The organism is Streptomyces azureus, from assembly GCF_001270025.1.
In the GTDB taxonomy this organism is placed as follows: domain Bacteria; phylum Actinomycetota; class Actinomycetes; order Streptomycetales; family Streptomycetaceae; genus Streptomyces; species Streptomyces azureus.
This window is the reverse complement of record NZ_DF968266.1, coordinates 1-3,250: the sequence shown is the minus strand read 5'-3', so window position 1 is coordinate 3,250 and position 3,250 is coordinate 1. Positions and strand designations below refer to the sequence as shown.

General features: G+C 73.0%; 3 protein-coding genes. All 3 read right to left on the bottom strand.

Features of this window, described 5'->3' with window-relative positions:
* Nucleotides 1-208: 208 nt before the first annotated feature.
* From AOQ53_RS16555 to AOQ53_RS16545, 3 genes are read right to left on the bottom strand one after another with little or no spacing between them, the layout of a single operon-like run.
* A complete protein-coding gene (locus AOQ53_RS16555; protein ID WP_236711709.1) occupies nucleotides 209-1,225 on the bottom strand; it encodes a 3-oxoacyl-ACP reductase in 1,017 nt (338 codons plus the stop codon).
* Between the two features lie 10 nt (nucleotides 1,226-1,235).
* On the bottom strand, nucleotides 1,236-2,312 hold the full coding sequence (locus AOQ53_RS16550; RefSeq protein ID WP_059418095.1) for a Zn-dependent alcohol dehydrogenase: 1,077 nt from the start codon (nucleotides 2,310-2,312) through the stop codon (nucleotides 1,236-1,238).
* A 31-nt stretch (nucleotides 2,313-2,343) separates the two neighbouring features.
* The gene (locus AOQ53_RS16545; protein WP_059418093.1) at nucleotides 2,344-3,201 is read right to left on the bottom strand and encodes a MaoC/PaaZ C-terminal domain-containing protein; all 858 of its coding nucleotides are present in this window, start codon (nucleotides 3,199-3,201) and stop codon (nucleotides 2,344-2,346) included.
* Nucleotides 3,202-3,250: the final 49 nt, after the last annotated feature.

The window sequence follows — 3,250 nt, the reverse complement described above, 5'->3', positions numbered from 1 at the left end:
GAGCGACGCCAGCACGAACCAGCCGCGCAATGCCGACGTCCAGGAGATCGCCGCCGGCCACGGCCGGCACCGTGGCGAGATTTCCACGCAGGACAGCGAGACGGCTCCGCGCGGCCGCCACCGCAAGCCGGTGACGGAGACCGAGCGGACCGAGACGGCGGCCTGACGGAACGTCAGCGACCGGACGGCGAACGGCCCCACCCATATGTCACGGGTGGGGCCGTTTCCCGTTCTCAGCCGCGCTTCGGCTCCCGTTCTCCGGCCATGCCTCAGCCCCCGGTCTTCCGCCGCGCTTCAACCCCAGCACCTCCGCCGCCGCGAACGTCTCCCCCGCCGGCCGGTCCGCGTAGTACGGCCCGAGGACGGCTTCCAGTTCGTCGTACGTGAAGGTGTCCTGCTTGCTGTCGAACCGGGCGGCGAGGCGCGGCCGTTCGACGACGGCCACCATGCCGCCGTGCACCACGAGGAGCTGTCCGTTCACCTGGGCGGCGGCGGGCGAGGCCAGATAGCCGACGAGCGGGGCGACATGCTCGGGGGCGAGCGGGTCGAGGCCGGTGCCGGAGGGCTGTTCGACACCCGCGAAGACGTCCTCGGTCATCCGGGTGCGGGCGCGCGGGCAGATCGCGTTGGCCGTGACGCCGTACTTGCCGAGGGCGAGGGCCGTGGAGGTGGTCAGGCCGACGATCCCGCCCTTGGCGGCCGCGTAGTTGGGCTGCCCGGCGGAACCGGCGAGGAACGCCTCGGAGGAGGTGTTCACGATCCGCCCGTACACCGGCTCCCCGGCCCGTTTGGACCGCTCCCGCCAGTGGGCGGCGGCGAACCGGATGGTGTTGAAGTGCCCCTTGAGGTGCACGCGGAGCACGGCGTCCCACTCCTCCTCGGCCATCGAGAACACCATGCGGTCGCGCAGGATGCCCGCGTTGTTGACCAGGATGTCGAGCTTGCCGAACTCGGCGACGGCCGACTCGACCAGTTCGCGTGCCTGCCGGAAGTCGGCGACGTCGCCGGTGTGCGCGAGCGCGGCCCCGCCCGCCGCGCGGATCTCGGCGGCGACCTCCTCTGCGGGCCCGGCGGAGGCCTCGCCGGTGCCGTCGCGGCCCGGCTGCCCGTAGTCGTTGACGACCACGGCGGCGCCGAGCCGTGCGAGTTCCAGCGCCTCGGCCCGGCCGAGTCCGCGACCCGCGCCCGTGACGATCGCGGACAGGCCCTTCAGCGGCAGCGGCATGGCGGTGTCCTCACATCTCGATGCAGGTACGCAGGGCGGTCCCGGTCCGCATCTGGTCCAGGGCCTCGTTGATGCCGGCGAGCGGGACCCGGTGGGTGATCAGGCCCGCCAGGTCGACACGGCCCGCGCGCCACAGGGCGATGGTGCGTTCGTAGGAGCGCAGGATGTCGCCGCCGCCGTACATGGACGGCAGGATCCGCTTCTCGTCGAAGAACAGCTCGAACATGTTCAGCTGGAGGAAGTCGTCCATGGCGCCGGCGCCGACCACGACGAGGGTGCCGCCGCGCCGGGTGGTGTCGTAGGCGGTCCGTGCCGTGGCGGACTTGCCGACGACCTCGAAGACGTAGTCGAAGCCCTCGCCGGCGGTGATCTGCTGCTTGGCGTCGGGCAGTTCGTCGGGCGAGACGGCGTGCGTGGCCCCGAACCGCAGGGCGGCCTCACGCCGGGAGGCGACCGGATCGACGGCGACGATCTCGGCGGCCCCGCGCAGCCGGGCCCCCTGGATCACGGAGACGCCCACGCCCCCGCACCCGATGACCGCCACCGACGAACCGGCCTCGACGTCCGCCGTGTTGAGCGCGGCGCCCAGCCCGGTCGTCACCCCGCAGCCGATGAGGGCGGCGATGTCGAAGGGCACGTCGTCGGGTACCGGGACCGCGCACCCGGCGTCGACGACGACCTCCTCGGTGAAGGTGCCGGTGCCGGCCATGCCGAAGACGTCCCCGGCGGGCCGCCTGAAGTTGGGGGTGCCCGCGTTCATGAACCCGGCGAGGCACAGCTCGGTCTGCCCGCGCTTGCAGGCGGGACAGGCACCGCAGGCGGGCAGCCAGCACACGACGACCCGGTCACCGGCCGCCAAGTGGCCGACGCCTTCGCCGACTTCGAGGATCTCGCCCGCCCCCTCGTGCCCGGGCACGAACGGCCCGGGCTGCGGCAGCACCCCGCTCATCGCGGACAGGTCCGAGTGGCACAGCCCCGTGGCGCGCACCCGGATCCGCACCTTGCCGGGCCCGAACCCCACCGCCTCGACGTCGTCGAGGACCTCCAGCTTGTCCTGGCCGATCTCGTGCAGTACGGCTGCGCGCATGGTGCGGCTCCCCTCGTACGGCGTTGTGGACTCAGGTGTGTTCGACGACGGTGTCGGCGAGGACGGGCGCGTCGTCCCGCTCGATGACGCTCACGGCGACCCGGACCTCGCCGCCCAGGCGCCACATGCGGATGCGCAGCGTCTCGCCCGGGTAGACGACCCCCGCGAACCGGGTGACGTACGACCGGACCCGGGTCACGTCCCCGTCGAGCAGCGTGTCCACGACCGCCTTGAGCGTCATGCCGTAGGTGCACAGCCCGTGCAGGATGGGCCGGTCGAACCCGGCGCGCTCGGCGAAATCGGGGTCGGCGTGCAGCGGGTTCCAGTCGCCGGACAGGCGGTACAGCAGGGCCTGATCCTCGCGGACGTGCCGCTCGACGACCCGGTCCGGCTCACCGGCGGGCGGATCGAGCCGGGTGGACGGTCCACGGTCGCCGCCCCAGCCGCCCTCTCCCCGTACGTAGATCTGCGCGTCGTTGGTCCACAACGGGCCGTCGTCGTCGGCCACTTCGGTCCGCATGACGAGGACGGCCGCCTTGCCCTTGTCGTACACGGCGGCGATCCGGCCGGTGACGGTCGCGCGCCCCCGGGCCGGGATGGGGCGATGGATCCTCAGGCTCTGCCCGCCATGAAGAACGCGGGCGAGGTCGACGTCGACGCCGGGCATGGACAGCCCGCTGATCACCCCGGGGGACCCGGCGCCCGCGACGGTGGCGAAGCTCGGCAGGACGTGCAGCCGGGACTCCAGGGTGTAGCGCAGCTCGTCGGGGTCGGTGGCGGGGACGCCGGCGCCGATGCCGAGGTGGTAGAGCTGCACGTCCTTGCGGTCCCAGGAGAGCTCGCCGGTCCGGGGCTCGGCGGCGAGCGCCTTGGCTGCGTCGATGGGCATGGGGCTCCTGATCGCCGTGGAAAAGACCTCGGCACGGCCGTCCGCACCG